Source organism: Iodidimonas muriae (assembly GCF_014647255.1).
GTDB lineage: Bacteria > Pseudomonadota > Alphaproteobacteria > Sphingomonadales > Rhodothalassiaceae > Iodidimonas > Iodidimonas muriae.
In genome coordinates, this window is the sequence record NZ_BMOV01000001.1 from 54,422 (window position 1) to 77,626 (window position 23,205).

The 23,205-nt window shown below is 55.9% G+C and carries 17 protein-coding genes; 13 read left to right on the forward strand and 4 right to left on the reverse strand.

What is annotated here, in order from left to right:
• Nucleotides 1-82 precede the first annotated feature (82 nt).
• Genes tatA through surE form a run of 5 tightly spaced genes read left to right on the forward strand, consistent with a single transcriptional unit; the run spans nt 83 to nt 3,846 of the window.
• Nucleotides 83-358, forward strand: coding sequence for a twin-arginine translocase TatA/TatE family subunit (gene tatA / locus IEX96_RS00290; RefSeq protein WP_150004572.1), 276 nt, complete (start codon nt 83-85; stop codon nt 356-358).
• Nucleotides 359-395: 37 nt separating this feature from the next.
• On the forward strand, nt 396-944 hold the full coding sequence (gene tatB, locus IEX96_RS00295) for a Sec-independent protein translocase protein TatB (protein WP_150004573.1): 549 nt from the start codon (nt 396-398) through the stop codon (nt 942-944).
• A complete protein-coding gene (gene tatC / locus IEX96_RS00300) occupies nt 937-1,758 on the forward strand; it encodes a twin-arginine translocase subunit TatC (protein WP_229773426.1) in 822 nt (273 codons plus the stop codon). The genes tatB and tatC overlap by 8 nt, the downstream gene beginning before the upstream one ends.
• A 31-nt stretch (nt 1,759-1,789) precedes the next feature.
• Nucleotides 1,790-3,061 carry a serine--tRNA ligase gene (gene serS, locus IEX96_RS00305; RefSeq protein WP_188873280.1) on the forward strand — a complete coding sequence of 424 codons (1,272 nt, stop codon included), beginning with the start codon at nt 1,790-1,792 and terminating at the stop codon, nt 3,059-3,061.
• On the forward strand, nt 3,058-3,846 hold the full coding sequence (gene surE / locus IEX96_RS00310; protein ID WP_150001020.1) for a 5'/3'-nucleotidase SurE: 789 nt from the start codon (nt 3,058-3,060) through the stop codon (nt 3,844-3,846). Before serS ends, surE begins: the two co-directional genes overlap by 4 nt.
• Before the next feature lie 9 nt (nt 3,847-3,855).
• Here surE and IEX96_RS00315 read toward each other — a convergent pair whose 3' ends face one another.
• Complete coding sequence (locus tag IEX96_RS00315) at nt 3,856-5,166, reverse strand: MFS transporter (RefSeq protein WP_150004574.1); 1,311 nt, start codon at nt 5,164-5,166, stop codon at nt 3,856-3,858.
• A 127-nt stretch (nt 5,167-5,293) separates the two neighbouring features.
• Here IEX96_RS00315 and IEX96_RS00320 point away from each other — a divergent pair, with 127 nt between their 5' ends.
• The 3 genes from IEX96_RS00320 to IEX96_RS00330 all read left to right on the forward strand — a co-directional run bounded on the left by IEX96_RS00320 (nt 5,294) and on the right by IEX96_RS00330 (nt 9,159).
• The gene (locus IEX96_RS00320; protein WP_188873281.1) at nt 5,294-6,325 is read left to right on the forward strand and encodes a beta-propeller fold lactonase family protein; all 1,032 of its coding nucleotides are present in this window, start codon (nt 5,294-5,296) and stop codon (nt 6,323-6,325) included.
• A gap of 41 nt (nt 6,326-6,366) precedes the next feature.
• Complete coding sequence (locus IEX96_RS00325) at nt 6,367-8,517, forward strand: acylase (protein ID WP_188873282.1); 2,151 nt, start codon at nt 6,367-6,369, stop codon at nt 8,515-8,517.
• A 123-nt stretch (nt 8,518-8,640) separates the two neighbouring features.
• Complete coding sequence (locus tag IEX96_RS00330) at nt 8,641-9,159, forward strand: hypothetical protein (protein WP_150004580.1); 519 nt, start codon at nt 8,641-8,643, stop codon at nt 9,157-9,159.
• On the opposite strand, the gene moaB is transcribed toward IEX96_RS00330, so the two are convergent.
• The 3 genes from moaB to IEX96_RS00345 are packed head-to-tail and all read right to left on the reverse strand — an operon-like array spanning nt 9,146 to nt 12,384.
• A complete protein-coding gene (gene moaB, locus IEX96_RS00335) occupies nt 9,146-9,676 on the reverse strand; it encodes a molybdenum cofactor biosynthesis protein B (protein WP_150004581.1) in 531 nt (176 codons plus the stop codon). The two genes, IEX96_RS00330 and moaB, sit on opposite strands and share 14 nt — an antisense overlap.
• Entirely contained in the window at nt 9,663-11,552 is a 1,890-nt protein-coding gene (locus IEX96_RS00340) for a lytic transglycosylase domain-containing protein (protein WP_188873283.1), read from the reverse strand. The genes moaB and IEX96_RS00340 overlap by 14 nt, the downstream gene beginning before the upstream one ends.
• A complete protein-coding gene (locus IEX96_RS00345; RefSeq protein ID WP_188873284.1) occupies nt 11,545-12,384 on the reverse strand; it encodes a uracil-DNA glycosylase in 840 nt (279 codons plus the stop codon). Before IEX96_RS00345 ends, IEX96_RS00340 begins: the two co-directional genes overlap by 8 nt.
• A 240-nt stretch (nt 12,385-12,624) precedes the next feature.
• On the opposite strand from IEX96_RS00345, the gene IEX96_RS00350 reads away from it, so the two are divergent.
• The 5 genes from IEX96_RS00350 (at nt 12,625) to IEX96_RS00370 (ending at nt 22,992) form a co-directional block, all read left to right on the forward strand.
• Entirely contained in the window at nt 12,625-14,280 is a 1,656-nt protein-coding gene (locus tag IEX96_RS00350) for an electron transfer flavoprotein-ubiquinone oxidoreductase (protein ID WP_188873285.1), read from the forward strand.
• Between the two features lie 99 nt (nt 14,281-14,379).
• A complete protein-coding gene (locus IEX96_RS00355; RefSeq protein WP_188873286.1) occupies nt 14,380-16,170 on the forward strand; it encodes a tetratricopeptide repeat protein in 1,791 nt (596 codons plus the stop codon).
• Entirely contained in the window at nt 16,167-17,057 is an 891-nt protein-coding gene (locus IEX96_RS00360; RefSeq protein ID WP_188873287.1) for a 4-(cytidine 5'-diphospho)-2-C-methyl-D-erythritol kinase, read from the forward strand. Before IEX96_RS00355 ends, IEX96_RS00360 begins: the two co-directional genes overlap by 4 nt.
• A gap of 134 nt (nt 17,058-17,191) precedes the next feature.
• Nucleotides 17,192-20,071: an SLBB domain-containing protein gene (locus tag IEX96_RS00365; RefSeq protein WP_188873288.1), complete on the forward strand. Its 2,880-nt coding sequence runs from the start codon at nt 17,192-17,194 to the stop codon at nt 20,069-20,071.
• An 8-nt stretch (nt 20,072-20,079) separates the two neighbouring features.
• Nucleotides 20,080-22,992, forward strand: coding sequence for a YjbH domain-containing protein (locus tag IEX96_RS00370; RefSeq protein ID WP_188873289.1), 2,913 nt, complete (start codon nt 20,080-20,082; stop codon nt 22,990-22,992).
• Nucleotides 22,993-23,205: the final 213 nt, after the last annotated feature.

A 23,205-nucleotide genomic window follows, 5' to 3' on the forward strand; every position in this document is an offset into this window, starting at 1 on the left:
CGCATTGCCTATGCTCTGTGCTTTTGGCAAGATACGGTTTCCGGCCCCTCAATTGGCCGATAGGTTTTTAGGAGAAAACTGAATGAGTATTGGTTTTTGGCAGATTGCTCTTATCGCCGTGGTAGTGGTGCTGCTGTTTGGGCGTGGCAAGATTTCGGAATTGATGGGTGACGTGGCCAAGGGCATCACCAGCTTCAAGAAAGGCTTGAAGGATGATGGGGATGAAGCGGAACAACCCATTCCCGAAAATGCAACGCCAGAAGAACGCAAAGCCATTGCTGATAAGCGTGCGGCCCATGTGAAAGCGGCGGATGCAAAGGTGGCTGATGCCAAAGATGCCACGCAGAAAGGTGCCTGAGGGCATTTTTACGGTCGTTTTGAGATAAGGCTTTTGAATGTTCGATATTGCCTGGACCGAAATGCTTGTCATTGCCGTTGTCACGATCGTGGTCGTGGGGCCAAAAGATTTGCCAAAGGTGATGAAAGCTGTGGGCGGGTTTATTGCCAAGGCCCGGTCTTTGGCTGGTAAGTTTCAAAGCGATATGGATGCGTTGGCCCGGGAAACCGAATTGGACGAGCTGCGCAAGCAAGCGCGCGCCTATCAGGCGACCCTTTTGGACCCCAAGCGCGAACTTCAGAAAATGATCGATCCCTCCACCGGCGAAGAAGTGAAGCCTGCGCCGAAAATTTCGGAGCTGACGGTGGGAGGCAATGGCGGACCGCGCCCTTATTCCGGATCAACGAAAGTGGTGCCGGAGACGGCAGACCCGGCCTTGGGGCCGGCGACACCGGCCGCTCCGGAGAGCGATGTGGCGCCAAAGGATGCGGATGCCGCAGCAGCCCCTTTGGTGTCTCCATCGGCACCGCAAGCAGTTTTGGCCGGCAATTCCGACGATACTGATGATGAAGGCTCGGAAAAGAGAAACGAGGGCCACCGTGGTTGAGCAAAAGAAAGCGGCAACCGGGGCCGACGATTCTGATGTCGATGCCGGCAAAATGCCTTTAATGGCGCATCTGATGGAATTGCGTTCGCGCTTGATGTGGGCCTTGGCGGGGATTTTTCTGGCCTTCATCGGCTGTTGGTTTGTGGTGGACCCCATCTATAATTTTCTGACACAGCCTTTGGCCGATGCGCTGGCCGGCCATGAAGGCCGCCGGATGATTTTCACCGCCCTCCATGAAGCCTTTTTCACCAAGCTGAAGGTGGCCTTTTTCGGAGCGGTGTTCCTCGCATTCCCGATCATTGCCATCCAGATATGGAAGTTTGTGGCGCCGGGGCTTTACAAGCACGAGAAAAAAGCCTTTCTGCCATTTCTTCTGGCCACGCCTATTTTGTTCGTTCTTGGGGCCGCCCTTGTTTATTATCTTGTGATCCCAATGGCCTGGAAGTTCTTTCTCGGCTTTGAGCAGGCTGCGGGGGATGGCCATTTGGCGATTCAGCTTGAAGCCAAGGTCAGCGAATATCTTTCTTTGATCATGAAGCTGATTTTGGCCTTCGGTTTGTCTTTTCAGCTTCCGGTATTGCTCACCTTGATGGGCCGTGCCGGGTTGATCACCGCGGATGATTTGCGGGAAAAGCGCAAATATGCCGTTGTAATCACGTTCGCGGTGGCCGCTTTGATCACGCCGCCGGACCTTATCAGCCAGATCGGACTTGGCATTCCGATCCTGCTGCTTTACGAGATATCGATCATAGCCATAGGGATGTCGGCGCGCCGTGCTGCGCGTGCAGATGATAAGGCCGGTGCTGCATCCTGATCCGCTCTCATCGTCGGTTGGACAGATATAGATGCTCGATATTTCCCTTTTTCGTGAAAATCCCCAAGCCATTGATGCAGCACTGGCACGCCGGGGTGTTGCCCCTGTGGGCGCCAAGGTTGCCGCGTTGGATAGCCGCCGTCGGGCGCTGTTGACCGACATTCAAAAAGCGCAGGCTGAACGCAATGAAACGTCGAAAGGCATTGGCCTTGCCAAGCGTGAAGGCCGCGATGTCCAGGATCTGATGGATGCGGTTTCGGCCCTGAAAGAAAAAATGGCAGGGCTGGAAGCCGACGAACGTGCGGTTGCCGCCGAACTGGATGACCTGTTGCTGGGCATCCCCAATTTGCCGTTGGACGATACCCCCGATGGGGCCGATGAGGCCGATAATGTAGAGGTGCGCGTTCATGGCGAAAAGCCGCACTTCTCCTTTGCCCCGAAAGAGCATTTCGAACTGGGGGAAGCCCTTGGTTTGATGGACTTTGAAGTGGCGGCCCGTTTGTCCGGCTCACGCTTTGTGGTCTTGAAAGGCGGTCTTGCGCGGCTGGAACGGGCGCTTGGCCAGTTTATGCTGGATCTCCAAACTTCCGAGCATGGCTATGAAGAAGTGGCAACCCCTTATCTGGTGCGTTCCGATGCCTTGATCGGGACCGGACAGCTTCCGAAATTTTCCGAAGATTTGTACCGCGCCGGTGATGAACATTGGCTGATCCCGACGGCGGAAGTGACCCTGACCAATCTGGGCCGCGAGCATATTCTGACGGAAGAAGACCTTCCCATCCGGGTGACCGCCCTGACACCGTGTTTCCGCTCGGAAGCGGGGGCGGCGGGGCGTGATACACGCGGCATGTTGCGCCAACATCAGTTCAGCAAAGTTGAGCTGGTGTCTGTGACCACGCCTGAAGACTCCCGTGCTGAACTGGACCGCCTTGTGGGCTGTGCCGAAGAGGTCTTGAAGCGTTTGGGCATTGCCTATCGGGTGATGCGCTTATGCACCGGAGATATGGGCTTTTCGGCGCAAGCGACATTCGATATCGAAGCATGGCTGCCGGGGCAAAATACCTATCGTGAAATCTCCAGCTGTTCTTTATGCGGTGATTTCCAGGCACGGCGGATGCGCATGCGCAGCCGTGGCAAGGCGGAAAAGAAAACACGCTTTCCCCACACGCTCAATGGCTCTGGACTGGCATTGGGGCGCACATTGATTGCCGTGATGGAAACCTATCAGAATGAAGACGGCTCCATCACCGTACCCGAAGCATTAAAGCCCTATATGGGCGGGATGGACAGAATAACTCCATGAGCAGGCCTATTTCCACAAAGCGTATTCTGGTCAGCAATGACGATGGCATCCACGCCACCGGTATCCGGTATCTGGAAGCCATCGCACGGGAATTGTCGGACGATGTGTGGGTGGTGGCCCCGGATTCGGAACAATCCGGCGCCGGACATTCCCTTACGCTTACGGAGCCTTTGCGGCTACGGCAGGTGGATGAAAAGCGCTTTGCGGTACGCGGAACCCCCACCGACAGCGTGATGCTGGCGGTCAATCATATCATGAAAGACCAGCGCCCGACGCTGGTGCTGTCCGGCATCAATCGCGGGGCCAATCTGGCGGAAGATGTCACCTATTCCGGTACAGTGGCGGCTGCCATGGAAGGCACTTTGGCGGGTATTCCCTCCATTGCGCTGAGCCAAGCCGTCAAGCCCGCACCGGTGCTCACCAATTGGAGCGCCGCAAAGGCTTATGCCAAATCCATGATCGAAAAAGTGGTGGCTCAAGGTTGGCCGGTAGAAACCCTGATCAATATCAATTTCCCGTCGGTGGATGCGGATTTGGTAAAGGGTGTGCGGGTGACAAAGCAGGGCCAGCGCGATTTAGGGCAATTGAATGTGGAACAACGCACGGATATGCGCGGCGTTCCTTATTACTGGTTTCGCCTGTCGCGGGAGCCGGGGCGGCCTGCTCAGGAAACGGATTTGAAAATGGTGCGCGAGGGATGGATTTCCATCACGCCGCTGCATCTCAATCTCACACATTCAAAAACGCGGGATGCCTTGGCAAAGCCGCTGGATGAAACTTTCTGATCTTGCGGCCTAATCCTGCTGCACTTCATCAAGGCCCGATGCGGCCCAGGCGGCCAAAAGCCCCATGATGGCAAACAAAAGGAGCACGGCACTTTCGTTCCATATATAGGCAAGAACGCCAAAGCCCCCGCCCATGATGAGCAACAGCCCGATCATGGAATTGGAGAGTGCTGTATAGGCGGCGCGGTTGTCAGGGGTGGCCATATCCACCAGATGCGTGGAGCGCCCCAACCGCACCCCTTGATGGGCGATCATCAAAACGAACAGCACAAAAGGCATCAACAGGGGAAGGCCGATTATCTGCGGAGCCCATAGTCCAAGGCCACCTGCGATTCCAAGGGGGAGACTGGCCAACAGCCCGGTGAACTGCAGCACTTTGCGGCTGGACCGATCGGACATGCGTCCCCAGACATAGGTGCTCACCAAAGATGCAAGCGCAGAGGCCAGTACGAACAGGCCCAATTCTCCTAGTTTCCGGCCACTTTGTTGGCCACTGAGGGCGAGCAGAAAAGGCGGGCTGAGCGCCGTTGAAAGCAGCAATGCGCGGGTGAGAATGAACCGTCGAAGCTGGCGATCGCGCTTTAATAATCCGAATTGCTCGATCACCAATGGCAGAGCGTTTTTCCCGCCTTCTGTGGCCCCCGGTTCTTCCTTGAGTGTGGCAAAAAGAACGGCGGATATCCCCCATAAGCCACCGGCACATATCAAGGCGCTGGCGATGACGGGGACGGATTTGTCCAAGATCCCGCTGCTTAATAAAATGCCGAACAACAAAACGAAGGCGGCCGCCACTGTGCCGGCGGTGCCGGATGCCGTGCCACGGGTGGATTTGGACAAGGTTTTGCCCAGAACATCTTTATAGCTGACGGAACAAAGGCTGCGGGCAAGGGCGAAAAGGGATAACAGCCCCACAAGGGTCCAGCCTGCCATGCGGCCCTCCATAAAGAAGGCCGTCATCCCCATCCCAATCACCGAAAGGCCCTGAAGGGCGCTGCCAAAAACCCATATCCATTTGCGCATAGGCAGGGCGCGGATGGCGGCGGAAATGAAAAGCTGCGGCACCAAAACACCGGCTTCGCGGATGGGAACCAAAAGGCCGACGAAAAAAGCGGGGGCTCCCAAAGCGCCAAGCAACCAGGACAAAACCAGTTTCGGATCGGCCAATCCATCGCCGGTTTTTGTGGCCGTCAGACTGGCGATATGGATAAGGAAGTTCCCCGGCTGATCCTTGCAGGCGGATTCAGGGATGTCGCGGCACAAACGCCCCTCATCGTCTCCGGTTAAAAGCTGGTGGATCGCCTCTTTTGCTGTGGTCGTCATTCTAGATCTTTTCAAATATATCCGGGAGCAATTTTGTATATCGGCATTTCCCGCACATGGGTAGACAAGTGAATGTGGACAGGTAATTGTTGAACAGAATTTATTTGTGTTTTGAAAGGACGACGGGATGGGGAACGGTCTGGCAAGAGCGCTGTCAGTTGGAGCGATTATTTGCCTTTCGGCCCTTGGCTTTTCAAGCGGGATTGCTGTGGCGCAAACATTGGTCGTTGGCAATAAAACGGCAGACACCCTAGGCTTCATCGACATTTCATCAGGAGAAATGCGTGCCGTGCGGGCCACCGGGCATGGGCCGCATGAAGTGGCGATCTCCCCTGACGGGGCGGTGGCTGCTGTCGTCTCTTATGGATCGGCTGAACAGGAAGGCCATACTATCGGCCTGTTCGATGTGCAAAGCGCCACGCCTTTGAAGGTGATTGATCTGGGAAAGCATACCAAACCGCATGGCCTGCTGTGGATGCCCGATGGCGAAAGACTGGTGATCACCGCGGAAGGCAGCGGATCGTTGCTTTTGGTGAATGCGCAAACGGGAGAGATCCAGCATGTGATCGCCACCGGCCAATCCGGCTCGCATATGGTGGCGTTATCACCGGATGCACGGCTGGCCTATATAAGCAATTTGGGATCCAATTCCTTTACGGTGATCGATCTGGAAACAGGCAAGCGCCTGACCACCATTAAGGCGGGCCTTGAAACGGAAGGCATAGCCGTGACCCCGGATGGCCGTGAAATCTGGGTATCCAACCGGGCAGCGGATACGGTCACGCTGTTTGATGCGGATGGGTATGAGCCGCTGGCGATCATTGAAACAGGGGAAATGCCGATCCGGGTGGCGATCAGTCCCGATGGCCGTTTTGCTGTCGTGTCCAATGCCCGCGATTCCACCATCAGTGTGATCGACACCGAAAGCCGAACGGTGATCCAGACCATTCCGCTTTCGACTTCTGGTCAGGCGACGGCTCTGATGCCGGTGACGCTGCTCTTTTCGCCAGATGGAACGCGGCTTTATGCGGCGCTTACCAATGTGGCCGAAATTGCGGTGATCGATACGGCCACTTGGCAGCAAACAGGGCATTTCAAAGCGGGGGCCGGGTCCGATGGTCTGGGCTGGTCGCCCTTGGCTTTGCTGGCAGAGAAATAAAGCGTTACAGTGCTTTATCGAAATTGCCAATCGGGGGCATCATGATCAAACGCATTACTATTGGTTCGGGTATGGCGGTGGCTCTTGCCAGTTGCCTTGTGGCTGTGATCGCTTGGTCGCCTTTGCCGGATTTCAATGCGGACGCTGCCATAAAGGCCGCGCAATCCTATGATGTCGAAGTGATCCGCGATGAGTATGGCGTGCCGCATATTTTTGGCGCCCGCGATCAGGATGTGGCCTTTGGTCTTGGCTATGCCCATATGGAAGACGATTGGCAAACCATAGAGATGGTGGTCTTGATGGCACGCGGAGCCTTGGCCCGCCGTGATGGCGCAGAGGCCGCCCCCACAGATTATCTGGTGCGCATGTTCGGGGTGCAAAAAGCCGTGGCCGAACGGTATGAAACCGATCTCAGCCCAAAGATGCGCGCGGTTCTGGAAGGCTATGCCGCCGGGATCAATCTTTATGCCGCGGATCATCCCGATCGGGTCAATCCCCTTGCTTTGCCGGTTTCGGCGCAGGATGTGGTGGCGGGCTTTGTGTTTCGCGCTCCCTTTTTCTATGGGCTGGAACGTGTTTTGAAGGATTTGTCGCAAGCTGATCCTGAACAAACCGCGTTCAATGATGCCATTCGTACGGCGCTTCATTTAAAGGCCGGTGCGCATCTTGGCTCCAATGCCATGGCCGTGGCTCCGGGCCGTTCGGAGGATGGGCACACCCGTTTGATGGTGAATTCCCATCAGCCCTATACGGGGCCGGTGGCATGGTATGAAGCGCATCTCCAGTCCGATGAAGGCTGGGCTGCCAATGGGGCGCTGTTTCCCGGCTCGCCGGTGATGCTGGTGGGGCACAATCGGGATCTGGGGTGGGCGCATACGGTGAACGAGCCGGATCTGGTGGATATTTATCGGCTGGAAGTGGATGATGTCGATGATCCCGTTCGCTACCGCTATGATGGGGAGTGGCGCGCCTTGGAGCGTGATACGGCCCATCTGCAGGTGCGTCTTTGGGGGCCATTTTCATGGACCTTCAAAGAACCGCTCTATCGCAGCGTGCATGGCCCGGTTTTGAAAACGCCCAAAGGGGTGTTCGCCATCGCTTTTGCCGGAGAAGGGGATGTGCGGGCGGTGGAGCAATGGTACCGCATGAACAAGGCAGAAAGCCTGACAGGCTGGATGGATGCCATGGCGATGATGGCGGTTCCCAGCCTGAATACGGTTTATGCGGATAAGGCGGGCAATATTGCCTTTGTTTATAATGCCCGTATTCCAGACCGTGCGCCCGGTGCAGATTATGAGGGTATTTTGCCCGGCAATGATCCGCATTTGGTATGGCGCGGTGTGCGGCCCTTTTCAGAGGTGCCAAAGATCGTCAATCCGCAATCGGGTTATCTGGTGAGCGCCAATAGCACCCCCTTGCGGGCCAGTGATGTGGCCGATGATTTGAAGGAAAGCGATTTTCCACCGGATTTGGGCATAGAACGCCATCTGACCAATCGCGCTTTGCGGGCCTTGGCGCTGTTTGGCAAGGATACATCCATCAGCGCTGAAGAATTTTTGCGTTATAAATTCGATAAAGCCTATGCGCCGGGGTCCAATATGTCGCGTTTTGTGCGCTATATTTCGGGCCGTGATTTCCGCGACCAGCCTAAGCTTTTGGAAGCGCAGCAGCTTTTGCTGGATTGGGACGGGACGGCGGAATTGGAAAGCGAAGGCGCGGCTCTGGCAATTCTGGGTAGCCTGAAAGCGGTGCATAGCTTTGAATTCAAGGGCTGGGATATGGACCCGGTAGAAGCCTTTGAGGAAACGGTGGATGCGCTGCACAAGCATTATGGAACCGTTCATGTGCCCTGGTCGAAAATCAACAAGGTCTATCGCGGCGATCAAGAAGCAAGTCTTGGTGGCGGGCCGGATACCTTGCGTGCGGTTTATGGCGGCAATAGCCTAGCAGAGGATGGCACTTTGCACGGCATGGCGGGGGATAGCTATATCCAGCTTGTGGATTGGGATGAAAACGGTCAGGTGAAGGCATGGGCCGTGCATCAATTCGGATCGGCCACATTGGATGAACGCTCCCCCCATTATGGCGACCAGCTATCCCTTTTTGCTGCGGAACGATTAAGGCCTGTCGATCAAACTATGCCGAGCCTTGCATCAAAGGCCAGCAGCCGCTACCGCTTGCCCCGGCGATAAGGATGGCGCACAGTTATCACTGGTGGCTGATATCGGGCAGGACTGTCTTGTTTTCGCCTTGGGTTGACGCATAAAATAAACCGCAAGACGGCTTCTGACGATCATTCTGGTTGTGGAAAAGAGATGAGCACAAACAAGGGAAAGGGGGCGGGTGCAACCATTCTGGCAGGGCCGGGCCTGATTCGCCAGCCTTCGGCGGTGGCCGAACGGTTGGACGATAAATTGTCCGGGATGGTCGCTGCCTTGGAAGAGATTGCCAATTGCCCCACGCCGGAAGCGGGCCCGGGCCTTTCATCGAATTTCGATCTGCCCGAAGGATTGAATCCGGGGGCGCGGCTGCTGCGCTTTTGCGATGCCTTGCGCGAAATGAGCGGCCCCTTGCTGTTTGATCTGGCCAAAACCTATGTGGATGTGGTGCGGACCCAGCGCTTGTCGCCGGATGCCCATATCAATTTATTCGAGCAGCGCACCACGGCCCTGATTGACTATTTTGTAGAGCTGGCACAGGTGCATGGGGTGGCTTTTGCAACCCGTGAAGGCCCTTTGTCGCCGGATTTTGTCGAGCAGACACTGGCCGGCCTGCGGGGCAGTCTTGATGAAGATCGGGATGGCGCCCGGTTGGCGGCGCTCAACGTTCATTGAGCCGGGGCATCAACTCCACGAAATTACAAGGCCGGAAACGGTTATCCAATTGATCGTGCAGAATTTTATCCCAACCATCCTTGCAGGCGCCAGTGGAGCCGGGCAGGGCAAATAAATAGGTGCCGCCCGCAACGCCCCCGGTGGCGCGGGACTGGATTGTGGATGTCCCGATGATCGGATAGCTAAGGGCACGAAACAGCTCGCCAAAGCCGGGAATAGCCTTGTCATATAAGGCCTCAAAGGCTTCCGGTGTGACATCGCGTCCGGTAACGCCGGTGCCGCCCGTTGCGATCACAACATCCACATCAGATGATGCAATCCATGTTTTCAGATGCGATTGAATGGCCGCAATATCATCGGCAACAATGGCCCTGTCCGCCAGCCTGTGTCCGGCACGACCAAGCCTGTCCACAAGGCAATCGCCGGATGTATCGGTGTCTAGGGTGCGGCTGTCCGATACGGTAAGAATGGCGATGCCAACGGCAATGAAGGGGCGGTTTTCGTCAATTCCCGGCATGAATTTCGGCTCTTGTTGTATGGGCGGGGCTGCTGTCCGCAAATCGATGGGGCGCAGCATTGTCCAGCGTTTCATAAACAGGCCAGACATTTGATGCAACGGCATCAAGGCTGGGCGTGGGCTGCCCCATCTGCATGCGGTAAAGCCACAGATTGGACATCACATTCCCGATGAAAGTGCGGGTTTGCCGAGCGGGAAGAGATTCAATGAACAGCAATGGGTCATTGCGATAATCGGTTTTTCTGCGCCAGCGCGACAGATTTCCCGGACCGGCATTATAGGCGGCGGCCAACATGAACAGATTGCCTTCCACCACCGAAAGATCGGCCAGATGTTCGATATAGCTTTGCCCCAAAGCCATATTGAAATCCGGATCATAAAGGCGGCTGCGCTTCCATTTCAGGCTGCTGTCGCCGGTCAGATAGCTGGCGGTTTCCGGCATCACTTGCATCAGGCCAGACGCCCCCACATGGGATAAGGCCCGCGAAGAAAACTGTGATTCTTGCCGCATGAAGGCAAAAACAATGGCCCGGTCCACGGTGAAGCCGCCATCGGGGGCCCAATCGGGCAAGGGATAATGGAGGGCTATGGGCAAATCCGCATCGCGCAAAGCCCGCGCCACACGAAGCTGGCTTGCAGGCAATTTCAACTGTGCGGCAAAGGCGGCCAGCACCGGCCAGTCCTTGCGGTTCGAGCGGCCAAGAGCCAAGCGCAATTCCAGATCGGCCCGCAGGCTTTCGCCAATTTCCACGAGGGCAATGGCGCGGCGCACCGAGGCATTTTTCAAAATCGTTTTCAACTGGGCGTCATCGGGCGGTGGCACCGTCCAATCATATCCCGGATCAAGGGCAAGCTGGCGCATGGCGATCAGGCCATAAAAGGTTTCCCGTTCTTTGGCCGCCAAGCGCAAATACGCAGTTACCGCTTTGAACTGGCTACAGGATTGCGCAGAGCGGGCCGCCCAATAGGCTCCGGCGGATCGCCGCCAGCTTCCGGCCATGGGAGACTGGGAAATACCGGCGAACAGGTCGAGAGCCGTTGCACAATCGCCATAGCGCCATGCCGCAAGCCCGCCATACCAGCGGGCATCTTCGGCATAATCGGGCGAAAGATCTGTGGCCATTTTGGCCAACAACAAGGCTTTGTGGTCATTGCCATCGAAAAAATGCGCAAAGGTCACTTTGCCAAGGGCTTTGGCCGCTTCATGGGGGGCCAGAATATTCAGCCGTTCCATGGCCCAATAGCGCTTTTCCGCCCGGTCCGGATTGCGGCGGCGCATCTGTCTGTCGACGATTTTGAAAAAATCCGCCACCATTTTCTTGGTGGCTGCGCTGCGTTTGGGGGCTTTTGGCAAAGATGGCCGTTGCGGCGCACTGCCATAAATGCCCCGTGCCGGGACCGGTTTTTTGGGAGCTGCGGCGTTTCCTTGGCGTTTTTTGGCCAGCTTATAAATGCGGGTTGCATCGGGGTGATCGGCATAGGCTGCCATCCAATCGCGCAATTCCGCATAGCGTGACCGATAAGCGGTGGGGTGCATATAGCGCTGGAACAGCACATGCCCCATCAAAATCGGGTTTTCCAATTCTTTGATCAGGGCATCGGCCTGTCGCCACTTGCCATCGGCCTGCAGGTCGAAGATGGAGCGGTAAAGGGCTTGATCGTCCGGGCCGAGGATCGACGGCGTGGTATAAAGTGCGCCATTGCCCGTCAAAACAGCTGGGCTGGATGTGCCGGTGGTTTTGCTGGTGTCATTGGCCCATGCGGGGGCATATGGCGCGGCCATCACCATTGCCGTAGCCAAAAAGACCGCGGAAAAGCGTTTCAGAATACCAAAGCAGGAGCGGCGGAAAGCCGGGTCAAAAGATTGGTCAGGCATTGTCGCCCTTATTTTTTGCGTCCAGCTTTTCGGATAAAGCAAGAAGGTCTTTCCATGCATCGGCTTTCAGACGCGGCTGCCTTAAAAGATAACTGGGGGCATAGATTGGCAGCATCTGGATATTGCGCTGTCCTATTTCCAATGTTTTCCAGCGCCCGCGCAGCTTGCTGATGCTTGCCTCTATCCCCAATAAAGCCGTGGCGGGCAGGGCGCCAAGACATATCAAAAAATCCGGTGCCACCAGCTCGATATGTCGCCGAATGAACGGCAGGCAATGGGCAAGCTCCATGGGAGAGGGAGCGCGGTTCCCCGGCGGACGCCATGGGATAACCGTGCCGAGATAAGCGTTTTCTGTACGATCAAGACCGATGGCCGCCAGCATTTTATCCAGCAATTGTCCCGCTTGCCCGGAAAAGGGCGTGCCGGTGCGATCATCATCCTTATCGGGCATATCGCCCACGCACATCACCTTCGCTGTGGGGGCCCCGTCGGCAAATACCGTGGACAAGGCCGTATGTTTCAGCCCGCATTCTTCATAGCTGTTAATGGCGGCCTTCAAATCTTCAAGGTTTTTACAGTCAGCGGCGATCTGGGTGGACGCCAAGACCCGCGGGGCGGCGGCGGGACGAACCGTAGCAGAGCCTTGTCTTGTGGCTGCGGTTTGCGGTGCTTGGGCCTGGGGTGCAGATTGGGGCAGAGGCACGGCTTGAGGTTGGGCAAACCGGTCAATGGGCGCATCGGCAATGGCTTCGTCCACACCTGCGGCCAGATACCAGCCGAGCAATGCCCTAGCATCGAAACTTTGTCCGTCATTGGTCAAATGCTGTGTCATGATGCGGTATACTTACTGGATCTGTGCAAAAAGCTCGTTAACACGCGTTCGGTGTCTTGTCATCCATGGAAGAAGCGGCCTTCCTTTAAAGGCAGCTTGTCACCTTCACGAGAAGAAAGCACCATCGGGTTTGACCAAGAGAGGTGAGAACGGGCATAAAGCGTGCAAAGCGCTTATATGTGAGTGGTTAAGAGTTATCATATCCCGATTGGATATGTGTGTGGATGGAAAGGATGCGGGATGGAACGCGAGGCCATGGAATTTGACGTGGTGATTGTGGGGGCGGGCCCTGCGGGGTTGGCTGCGGCAATCCGGTTACGCCAATTGGCCGAAAAAGAAGGCCGGGATGTGAGCGTGTGCGTGCTGGAGAAAGGCTCCGAAGTGGGGGCGCATATCCTGTCGGGCGCGGTTGTGGACCCCGTTGGCCTTGATGAACTGATCCCTGATTGGCGCGATAAGGACTGCCCCATGTCCACTCCGGTGAGCGCGAATCACCATTGGTTTTTGGGCGAGTCCAAAAAAATCGACATGCCGCATTTCCTGTTGCCGCCCCTGATGAACAATAAAGGCTGCTATACGGGCAGCCTTGGCAATATGTGTCGCTGGCTGGCTGAACAGGCGGAAGCCTTGGGCGTCGAGGTTTATCCCGGCTTTGCCGTTTCCGAAGTGCTTTATGATGAAAATGGCGCGGTGCGCGGTGTGGCCACCGGCGATATGGGAATTGCCAAGGACGGGTCGAAAAAAGCCAGCTATGAGCCGGGCATGGAGCTTCATGCCAAATACACATTCTTTGCCGAAGGGGTCCGCGGGTCGCTGACCAAAGGGTTGTTCGAGAAATTCAATCTGCGCGATGGGGTGGACCCGCAGACCTTTGCCATCGGTATCAAGGAATTGTGGGAAATCGACCCCGCCAAGCATCAGCCGGGCACGGTGATCCATACGCAAGGCTGGCCGCTGACCGATGTGGCCGGGGGTGGTTTTATCTATCATCAGGAAAACAACCAACTGGCCATCGGCTTTGTGGTGGCTCTGGATTATGCCAATCCGCATCTTTATCCCTTTGAAGAAATGCAGCGTTGGAAAACCCATCCGGCGATCCGACCCCTTCTGGAAGGGGGGCGACGCATTTCTTATGGTGCGCGGGCCATCAATGAAGGCGGTTTGCAATCTGTTCCCAAACTGGTGTTCCCCGGCGGCGCGCTGATCGGCTGTTCGGCAGGTTTTGTGAATGTGCCGCGCATCAAGGGATCGCATACAGCCATCAAAACCGGCATGTTGGCGGCAGAGGCTGCCTTTGCGGCTCTTGGTGAAGGCCGGGAAGGCAAAGATGAACTGAGCGCCTATCCCGAAGCCGTGCGGGCATCATGGGTGTGGGATGAATTGAAGCAGGTGCGCAATGCGCGTCCGGCATTGGCGAAATTCGGCATCACCCTTGGCACCCTTTATTCCGGCCTTGATCTGTGGCTCAATTCCTTGAAGCTTGGCTTTTTGGTACCTTGGACCTTTAAAAACCATGCGGATCATAGCGCCACCCGTCCGGCAAAGGAGTGTGAAAAGATCACCTATCCCAAGCCCGATGGGGTGATTACGTTCGACCGGTTGTCATCGGTGTTTTTATCCAACACCAATCATGAAGAAGATCAGCCATCCCATTTGCAACTCAAAGATCCCGAGGTGCCTATCAAGATCAATCTGCCGATCTATGATGCGCCGGAGCAACGCTATTGTCCGGCCGGGGTTTACGAGATTGTCGGGCGGGAAGAAGGCAAGCCGAAATTGCAGATCAATGCGCAGAATTGCGTGCATTGCAAAACCTGTGACATCAAGGACCCCACACAGAATATCAATTGGGTGGTGCCCGAGGGTGGCGGTGGGCCGAATTATCCCAATATGTAAGGGGCTTTCCTTCGCGCGATATTGTGCGTGGCGGAGCAGGATGGCCGACAAAAGGCGGGGCGTCGGTGGTGCATGGCGAACTGGAGCGGAGACAAATTGATGCGAAAAGCGCGCGCGGCCTTATGGGTTTTTGGTGCAGTGTTGCTGTCGGGATGCGCCATGACGCAGCAAGACGATAATCCTTATGGCTATGTCACGAGCCCTTATGCTGGCGAGATGGATTTTGGCAATTATGTTGCTGGCCGTTTTGCTCATCAAATTGGGGACCCACGCGCTGCGGATTTCTTGCTGCGTGCTGCCGATCAAGACCCGCAAAGCACAATTATTCTTAGTCAGGCCTTTCTTACATTATTGACCGATGGGCGCTTTGCCGACGCGGTGGCGGCGGCCAAACGCCTGCATGCACAAGACAGTGGCAACACATTGGCCGTGCTGTATTTGGCATTGGATGCCTTGAAATTTGAACGCTATTCCCAGGCTCAGGTCTATCTTGAGGAATTGAGCGCCAACGGTTTTGAAATGCTGGCGGTTCCTATTACCCAAGCATGGGTGCAGGCGGCTCAGGGGCATCGAGAAGCGGCTTTGCAGGCTTTGTCTCCTTTAGAGGCGATCCCGGCCTTAAGACCCTTTGGGGCAACGCATCGGGCGTTTTTGCTGGATTATCTGTGTGAAGACGATGCCGCGCAAAATGCGTATCTGGAGGCCTTGCAAGGGGCGCAGATTTCCTCCTTGCAGCCGGTGGTATCTTATGCCGCTTTTTTGCAAAGACTGGGCAGAAACGACGATGCCATTGCGATGCTGGATGAGTATCTGAAGGCTTTTCGCAATAATGTCTTTTTGCTGGATGCCCGTGATCGGTTGGTGGCCGGAAAACCTGTCACGCATTTGGCGTCAACCCCTGCGGGCGCTGTCAGCCTTGTGATGTTCCGCGCTGCGGGCGAGCTGGGCCGCGATGATGCCCCGCGCCCTGCCATTATTTATGCCCGTTTGGCGTCGTATCTCTCGCCGGATATGGGCGATGCCCGCTTGCGATTGGCGGCCATGCTTGCGGATGCAGACCTTTATAGCGCGGCGCTTTCGGAATTGAGGAAGATTGACGAAGACGCTCCGGAATTCGATGCGGCGCAATTGCAAACCGCGTGGATTCATCAACAATCCGATGATTATGAAGAGGCGATCACCGTCCTTTTGGATTATTTGTCCATTCATCCGGAAAATGTACGTGGATGGGCCGCCCTTGGGGATATTCACCGCAGCAATGAAGCCTATGAGAAGGCGGTAGAGGCTTATCAACGGGCCATCAATCTGCACACGGCGGACAGCGATGTGCAGGCTTGGTTTTTGCACTTTACGCGCGGCATCGGCTATGAGCGGATGGGTGATTTCGACAAGGCAGAAGCGGATCTTTTAAAAGCATTGGAGCTTAATCCCGATCAACCGCAGGTGCTCAATTATCTGGGATATAGCTGGATCGATCGTGGCCTTCATTTGGAGCGCGGAACGGAAATGATTGAACGGGCGGTGGAATTGCGCCCCAATGACGGCTTTATCATCGATAGTTTGGGCTGGGCATATTATCTGCGCGGCGATTATGAAGAAGCGGTGCGGCATTTGGAGCGTGCCGTTTTACTGGAGCCTTCGGACCCCACCTTGAACGACCATTTAGGGGATGCCTATTGGAAAGTCGGCCAACGAAAGGACGCGCGTTTCCAATGGACCCATGCCTTGGCTGCCGATCCCGATGAAGAGGCGCGTCAGCTGATCATTGACAAGCTGGAGGTGGGGCTGGAATTGGCGCTGGCAAGCCAAAAAGACCAAATGCAGGCCAATAAGCATATGGGCCAACAGGACGTGGCCAAGATCGAAGATGGGCAACTGCCAAAGCCATGATGCAGAAAGACGTAGGGATTAAGGTTTTCGCCCCGGCGAAGATCAATCTGTATTTGCACATTACGGGCCGTCGGGAAGACGGTTATCACTGTCTCGATAGTGTGTTCTTGTTCACAGGGCTTGCGGACGAGCTGGTGATGACGCCCGCTGACCAGATGCGTCTGGTGATTGATGGCCCCACATCTGGCGCTTTGGCCGGAGAGGCTGTGGACGATAATCTGGTGTTGCGTGCTGTGCGCTTGATGGGCGAGGCCATGGGCGTGTCGCAAAAACTGGATATCCGCCTGACCAAAAATATTCCTGTGGCTGCAGGCGTTGGGGGCGGGTCGGCAGATGCTGCTGCGGCCATGCAGGGATGCGCTACCCTGTGGCAAAACAGGGAACAAGCCCATCGGTTGTCATCAAGCCGGATGATCGAACTGGCGGAGCATTTGGGCGCAGATGTGCCACCGTGCCTTGATGGCAAGCCGGTGCGTGTCGAAGGGATCGGGGAGCAGCTCAGCCCTGTTGGGACCGCGCCTGATTGGGGTATTCTCCTGGCCAATCCCAATGTGGCGATGCCAACGCCCGCTGTCTTCAAAGCCTATAAAAACAGCGGTCTGCCGTTTTCTGCCGCGCTTGAAGATGGTCCATTCTGGACGGATATGGATTGGCTGCAAACCGTGGCGCGCAATGATCTGGAAGCGACGGCTTTGGCGCTTCAGCCAGAGATCAAAATGGTGATCGATGCATTGGCTGCGCTGCCCGGTGCCCGTTTGGCGCGGATGAGCGGCTCCGGAGCCACATGTTTTGCCCTTTTTGACAGTCCGGAAGAGGCTCTTGCCGCCCATGCGGATTTCGTGAAAAAACATCCCGGCTGGTGGAGTTGGGCTGGCGCGACGTTTTAATGAGACGCTTTCCACATGATAGTGGTTGTGGGAAGGTCTTGCTTTTCTGTATTGTGCACGACAATCGGTGATCGTCATGCTGGAAATCCGGCACCATGATCGCCCCAAAAGATATTCAGGGATTTGGGAACTTGATGACAAGCGGTTGGGCGAAAGCCTCTTTCTTCTCCATGCGCACTGTTTGGGCTGTTTTGGTTGTCGGGATCATGATGTTCGCATTTGGGTCCGCCAAGGCTCAGCTTCCCGATCCGGAGACTTTGGGCCGGTTGCTGGAACAGGGACAGGCTTTGCAAAGCAGTATCGGGCAAACGCAATCGCCGCTGGATCGATCGCGCGATGGCCGTAGCAGCAGCAATCTTTTTGGCTTCCAAGACGAATTTGCAGAAGAAAAAGAAGTAGAACCTTTGTCTCCCATTGAGGCCGATTATAACCGGCGTTTGGGGCGGGAATTGCCACCGGAGCCGGATGATAGTCTCTTGCCCTTTCTGGGTGACCCAACAGTAATAGGGGCGACAACGCCGTCAGCAATGACACAGGCCACAAGATCGCCGACCGAAGAAGAAAAGAAAAGGCTGGATGAACAGCGCGAGGCGGAAAAGCTGGCCCTTGAAAAGCCCGTTTTGCGCCAATTCGGCTATGATATTTTCCGTGAAAATATGGCGGCAGACGGCCCGGTCACCGGCCGTTTATCCGATAGCTATGTTCTTGGGGTGGGCGATGAAATCGTCGTTTCTTTGGCCGGACAGACCAAGAGCAGCATTATCACCAGTGTGGATCGGGAAGGTCGGGTGGTTATTCCTGATCTTGCGCCCATTCCTGCGGCGGGTCGGCAGTTCGGTGATTTCAGTGCAGACTTGCAACGGCGCGTTTCCGAGACTTTGCTCGGTACGGACGCTTATGTCTCCGTGGGGGCTTTGCGCCAGATCAGTGTAACTGTGGTGGGGGAAGTCACCTATCCCGGCGTGTATCAGGCCACCAGCCAGTCTGATGCCTTGCAGGTTTTGGCATTGGCCGGCGGCATCAAGAAAACCGGGTCATTGCGCAAAATCGCCATTTTCCGTGATGGCAAACGGCGTAGCATTGATCTTTATGATGTGTTGTTCGGGTCGGCGGATGTGTCGCTTGATATCCGTGACGGTGATCGGCTGTTTGTGCCTTTGGTGGGGGATACAATTGCCATTGCAAGTGATGTGGTGCGGCCCGCCATTTATGAGCTTCTTCCGGACATGCAATTGACATCGGCAGATGTTCTGGCGCTGGCTGGCGGATCTTTGCGGCCACGAGGCTATAGCATCGAACGCAACCGGATCGGGGCGAATGGGCAGCAACATATTGCCCCCTCTGCTCCCCAAGACCCGGTTTTGCCGGGCGATTTGCTTCAGGTTCTCCCCAAGCGCGAGGTGCAGATCGGACAGGTCCGATTGGATGGCCATGTGCGTCAGCCGGGTCTTAAGCCTTTGGCTTCTGTTCCGACCATTTCCGACCTTTTGATGGATGGGGATGCGCTTCAACCGGCTCCTTATTTGCTGTTTGCCATTTTGGAAACCACGGATGAGGTGTCGCGTCAGCGGATTTATCAGCCTGTCGATTTAGGGCCGATCCTGTCCGGTATTGAAGATATCGCCTTGAAAGAACAAGACGCACTTTTGGTGATGGGGCCGGAGGAAATGGCCTATCTTTCATCGGAAGCGGTTCGCAGTGCGATTTTGTCGCCAGAATCTGTCACATCCGATCAATGCAAGGCCATTACGTCCTTGGCGCGTCGGGCACGACAGGCAGATAGTGAGCGTCTGGCTGCGGCAGCCCGTTCGGTTTTTGTGGTGACAGGGGCTGAACAGGGGGGCAATGACAGTTCCGGCGGAACCAGCGAACAGCAAATGGTGGAAGAGGCGTCAAATTTTTCATCTGATGAAATCGTTTCTTCCGCGGAATTGGCGCGTTTGGCCTCGCAAGATGCGGATTGCAATGATTTCTTCGAGGAGAGCCCCGAAGTTTTGCCGTTGGCCATTGAATATTCCGTTGTCATGATGGGGGCTGTGCGCCAGCCCGGGCTTTATCCCATTGCCAACACAGCCTCCTTGCGCGATCTGGTGGCCACAAGTGGTGGCATGAGCTTGTCTGTGGACCCTTCGCAAATTGAAATTTCCAGTTTCCGCGGTGGCGATCTGGCCGCTTTAGGGGCGGTGGAACGGCGCTATATCGACAGCCGCACCACAGCGCTGTCCGAAATCCAAATTACACCGGGGAGTGCAATCCGCTTTGCCTCGCTTTCGGGGTCTTTGGAAGCGGGAACCGTGTTGTTGTCCGGTGAATTCCGCCGTCCCGGCGTGTATAGCATCAAACGCGGTGAAACCTTGATGGAGGTGATGGATCGCGCCGGAGGACTGACCGAGCAAGCCTATCCCTTCGGGGCCGTTTTTACACGTGTTCGCGTCAAACAGGAACAGCAGGAAAGTTTCCGCCGCACAGCCAGAGAACTGAACAATGCTTTGGCATTGGCGATGGTGCAGAACAATATTTCCGGCAACGCGCTTACCGCAGCCAGTGGTCTGGTGAATTCCTTTGCGATGGTGGAAGCGGCCGGACGTGTGGTGGTGGAAGCGGACCCCCGCATACTGCAACAGGAGCCGGATCGGGATCTGGTGCTGGAAGGTGGCGATTCCATCTTCATGCCCAAGCGCCCCAATTTTGTTTTAACGGCTGGCGATCTGCTTAATCCCGGAGCCTTGCAGTTCCGGCCCGGAAAAACGCTGGAAGATTATCTGGGCGAGGCGGGCGGCTTTCAGGAAACAGCCGATAAAGGCCGTGTCTTTATTGTGTTCCCCAATGGGGTGGCGCAGCCTGTCACCATGTCGCGTTGGTCGCGCAGTTCTGTGATGGTGCCGCCAGGCAGCACCATTGTGGTGCCGAAAGATGTCAATCCGTTGCAAACACTTAACATTGTGAGAGAAATCGCCGGCGTTCTGAGTAATTTGGCCGTGTCTGCTGCCTCTATCGCCGTTATTTCGCGCTAGGGGGCGATATGCGCCTCATTTTTGCGGCGTCAGCTATTCTGATTGTCGCCACCGCCATGGGGGTGGGGGCGCAGACAGAGGCTTTAGGACGGTCTGATGAGGCCGGGGCCGGAGATTTTGGCACCATCGGTTTGTTGCGCACACCAACGGCGCGTACGATGGATGCGGGGACGATCGAGCTTGGCGGTTTTGCGCAAGAGCCTTATCGCGGCTTTTATTTGCGGGCCCATCCATTCCAGTGGCTGGAGGCAAATTTTCGCTTCACCGATATCACCAATGTACAAGAAGATGGTACGGTCTTGCCGCTTGGGCAGGTGGATTTTCTCGAAGATCTGTTCGGCTTTAAAGGTGGTGGAACAATCACGGATCGCGCCTTTGACCTGAAAATCCGGCTGTTGCAGGAAGGGGGCCTTTTCCCTGCCATTGCTGTGGGCTTTTCAGATATGTTCGGCGATGCCCGCTTTGGCGGCGAATATATTGTTGCCAATAAGCGCTTTGGGGCATTTGATTTCAGTTTTGGCCTTGGATGGGGCTATTTGGGAAGCCGCAATCATGTGGGCAATCCCTTTGGTCTGATCAGCAACAGCTTTGATCGGCGTGGATCGGCCAATAGCCGCGGATCGTTTAATATAGGGAATTACTTTTCGGGCGACGATATTGCTTTTTTTGGCGGCGTTTCGTGGCAAACACCCATTCATGGCTTGTCCATGCTGGTGGAATATAGCGGCTCCGATCCTGAATTCGAACCATTGGGTAACCGTTTGGATGAAGATTTTCCTGTAAATTTCGGGATGCGTTACCGGCCTTTCCCATGGCTGGATATGGGGCTGGGTTTTGAACGCGGGAATACGGTTTCAGCGCGCACAGCAATCCGCTTTGATCTGTTTGATCTTCCGGGGGGTTTTGATCGGCCAAAAAGCCGAAAGCCACATCCTCCGGTGACCGCTCAGCAGTCCGAAGATGCCGGGGAGAACCCTCAAACCGTTAGCCAAGGCGGCCCTAACCCAGAGATTGTCATTGGGCAAATATTGGCGGGTCTGGGCTTTGACGGGGCTTTGGTGCGGGGAGACGCGCAAGCGGTTTATGTGGACTTGCCGCTCAACACAAAGGGTGCGGAGAAGGGGCTTCCCGAGGCCGGGATAGCCGCACAAATTCTGGCATATCTACCTGACACAGTGAACCGTTTGTGGCTGGTTTGGCGCGGCGAGAGGCTGAGTGAGGCGCGGCTCTACACCTCCAATGATGCGTCCGCTTTGCAAGCCCGCGCTGTGATGGCCTTGGCGGATAGGGGGCCTGTTTCTGAAATCACGCTCAAAGATGGCGAAGCGGTTTTTCATCCTTCAGGCGGAGAGGGGGGCGCGTTATTGGACCCTGCAGCCCTTGATAATGCGCTGTTGGTTGCCTTGCCTTCGGATATAGGGGCTGTGCGCCTTGCCAAGCCGGCGCACCATGGCGAGGCCGCGCAATCCGGTGAAACCGTGCTGGATCTTCATGCTGTGCGGGCGCTGGCACAAGCTTCCCATCTGCTGGAGGCGGCCGGGGACAGCCTTGTCACCGGCCTTTCCATCAAGGGGCAGCACGCTGCGCATTTGCAGGTGGATCAAGCGGATACAACAGGCATTGATGGCGCGGAACTGGCCGAAAGGGCCAATGTGGCGCAAGCCGTTGTTTCAGCGGCGGGCTATGATAATCGGGATGTTTTGGAGCGCAAAGCCGGGCTTTTATTTGAAAAGCTGGAAGCCAATGGACACCGTCCCAGAGCTTTGGCTTGGCATAATGGCCGCATGACCCTGTGGCTGGATGATGCGCCCACGGATAGAGAAATGCAGTTGGTTGGGCAGGTGGCCCGACAGGTATCGGGTTTTGCCGGGGCGCAGGTGGAGGCCATTGCGGTCCGGCGCAGTCTTGGCAGCCATGATATTTTGGAAACGCGGATTTTGCGCCGTGATCTGGTGAATGCGTTGGAAGGGCGGGGCAGCCCGGAGGAATTGTGGATCACGGCGAAGGTAAAGATGGAGCCAGACTCCGTGGCAGCGGACGGGACCTTCATTGCCAATGACAATGCTTATCCCGCATTTCAGTGGGGCGTGGCTCCGGTTGTGATCCAGCAGGTGGGCGATTCAAAAAGCGGTGCCTGGCTTGCAGATCTGAATGTGGACCTTTTGGCCAGCCTTGATCTGATGCCTGGTTTGCAGCTTTCCGGTGCGGTGCGGCGCTTTATTGGTGGCAATCTGGATCAGATCGGCAAAGCGTCCGAGGCAAGCGACTTGCCGGTGGTGCGCAGCGATATCCGGGACTTTATCAAGGAAGGGCGGACTGCGATTCCATATCTGCAAGCGGATTGGCGCGGTGGATTGGGTGAAAATCTTTATGGGCGCTTGTCGGCAGGTATTTTTGAGCAAATGTTTGGCGGCTTGTCTTTGGAAATGCTCTACCGCACCCCCGATACGGGCTGGTCTTTGGGCGGCGAATTGAACTGGGTGCAACGCCGTGATGCCGATCAGCTTTTCGGATTTGAAGGGCGTGATACCCTGACAGGGGATGTCAGCCTGTACCGGGAATGGGGCGGCGGCCTTTTATCGACCGTGCGGGTCGGGCGATTCCTTGCCGGGGATTGGGGCGCAACGGTGGATATGTCCAAGCGCTTCGACAATGGGGTGCGCCTTGGTGGGTATGTCACGCTGAGCGATGGCTCGGACCGGGAATTCGGTGGCTCTGCCCCGGATAAAGGTTTGTATCTAACCGTTCCCTTGAGCAAATTTTGGCCCTTTGGCGGCCCGCGTAAATCTGTTTCCACGCGCTTTAGCGATTTGACGCGGGATAGCGGCCAGCGCTTACGCTTGAATGGGCGGCTTTATGAGTATGTGAGCGGGCTTAATCGCCAACGGCTTGAGCGGGATTGGACGGAAATCCTAGACTAGGTCATTGATAATTGGTTAACATCTTTGGGCTAGAGGATCAGTCTATGGGTCGATTGGTCGGGCAGGTTGCCTCAAATTCCTGATATCTGTGTCATTTTTTGTGGGTGCCGCTTTAAATGCGCCAGTTGTGCCGCGAAAAATACACAATTACGCCATATGCCCATGATGCTATTTGATATCAGTGCGCGAATAAGACGTAAAAATGGTTGGAGG

Excerpts from the sequence above, each read along its gene's own strand:
- tatB (WP_150004573.1), top strand. The coding sequence starts at position 396 with ATGTTCGATATTGCCTGGACCGAAATGCTTGTCATTGCCGTTGTCACG.
- IEX96_RS00330 (WP_150004580.1), top strand. The coding sequence starts at position 8,641 with ATGAGCACAAACAAGGGAAAGGGGGCGGGTGCAACCATTCTGGCAGGG.
- serS (WP_188873280.1), top strand. The coding sequence starts at position 1,790 with ATGCTCGATATTTCCCTTTTTCGTGAAAATCCCCAAGCCATTGATGCA.
- IEX96_RS00370 (WP_188873289.1), top strand. The coding sequence starts at position 20,080 with ATGCGCCTCATTTTTGCGGCGTCAGCTATTCTGATTGTCGCCACCGCC.
- IEX96_RS00350 (WP_188873285.1), top strand. The coding sequence starts at position 12,625 with ATGGAACGCGAGGCCATGGAATTTGACGTGGTGATTGTGGGGGCGGGC.
- moaB (WP_150004581.1), bottom strand. The coding sequence starts at position 9,676 with ATGCCGGGAATTGACGAAAACCGCCCCTTCATTGCCGTTGGCATCGCC.
- IEX96_RS00340 (WP_188873283.1), bottom strand. The coding sequence starts at position 11,552 with ATGCCTGACCAATCTTTTGACCCGGCTTTCCGCCGCTCCTGCTTTGGT.
- IEX96_RS00345 (WP_188873284.1), bottom strand. The coding sequence starts at position 12,384 with ATGACACAGCATTTGACCAATGACGGACAAAGTTTCGATGCTAGGGCA.
- surE (WP_150001020.1), top strand. The coding sequence starts at position 3,058 with ATGAGCAGGCCTATTTCCACAAAGCGTATTCTGGTCAGCAATGACGAT.
- IEX96_RS00315 (WP_150004574.1), bottom strand. The coding sequence starts at position 5,166 with ATGACGACCACAGCAAAAGAGGCGATCCACCAGCTTTTAACCGGAGAC.
- IEX96_RS00360 (WP_188873287.1), top strand. The coding sequence starts at position 16,167 with ATGATGCAGAAAGACGTAGGGATTAAGGTTTTCGCCCCGGCGAAGATC.
- IEX96_RS00325 (WP_188873282.1), top strand. The coding sequence starts at position 6,367 with ATGATCAAACGCATTACTATTGGTTCGGGTATGGCGGTGGCTCTTGCC.
- tatA (WP_150004572.1), top strand. The coding sequence starts at position 83 with ATGAGTATTGGTTTTTGGCAGATTGCTCTTATCGCCGTGGTAGTGGTG.
- IEX96_RS00365 (WP_188873288.1), top strand. The coding sequence starts at position 17,192 with ATGACAAGCGGTTGGGCGAAAGCCTCTTTCTTCTCCATGCGCACTGTT.
- IEX96_RS00355 (WP_188873286.1), top strand. The coding sequence starts at position 14,380 with ATGCGAAAAGCGCGCGCGGCCTTATGGGTTTTTGGTGCAGTGTTGCTG.
- IEX96_RS00320 (WP_188873281.1), top strand. The coding sequence starts at position 5,294 with ATGGGGAACGGTCTGGCAAGAGCGCTGTCAGTTGGAGCGATTATTTGC.